Genomic DNA, 328 nt, shown 5'->3' with positions numbered 1-328 from the left:
GCAAGCTCGAAAAGCAGTGGATGGACGACGCCGAGAAGGCGGTGAAGGCCTACACTGGCGAGACCAAGTCGGACGACCTGAGCACATCCGCCACGCTCGGCAACACCTACGACTTCAACATCCTGTTCGCCAACGTCGAGACCATCGTTCCGGCGATCATCAACAGTCCGCCCGCGCCTGACATCCGCCGCCGCTTCGCCGACGAGGATCCTGCAGCAAAGGACGTCGCCGAGCTGATCGAGCGCGCCATTCGCAAGCAAGTCGACGACTCCAAGCTCCAGGTCGAACTGGAGGGCGAGGCGCAAGACGGTTTCTTGGCGGGCCGCGG

1 pseudogene is annotated in these 328 nt (G+C 63.4%); it reads left to right on the top strand.

From position 1 onward, the window contains the following. Positions 1-20 precede the first annotated feature (20 nt). Positions 21-328: pseudogene (locus EN862_RS35345) on the top strand (hypothetical protein); the annotation flags it as partial.

The organism is Mesorhizobium sp. M2E.F.Ca.ET.219.01.1.1, assembly GCF_004016445.2.
Taxonomy (GTDB): Bacteria; Pseudomonadota; Alphaproteobacteria; order Rhizobiales; family Rhizobiaceae; genus Mesorhizobium.
Note: the sequence above shows the minus strand (reverse complement) of the source record. Positions and strands in the feature narration are given on the sequence as shown.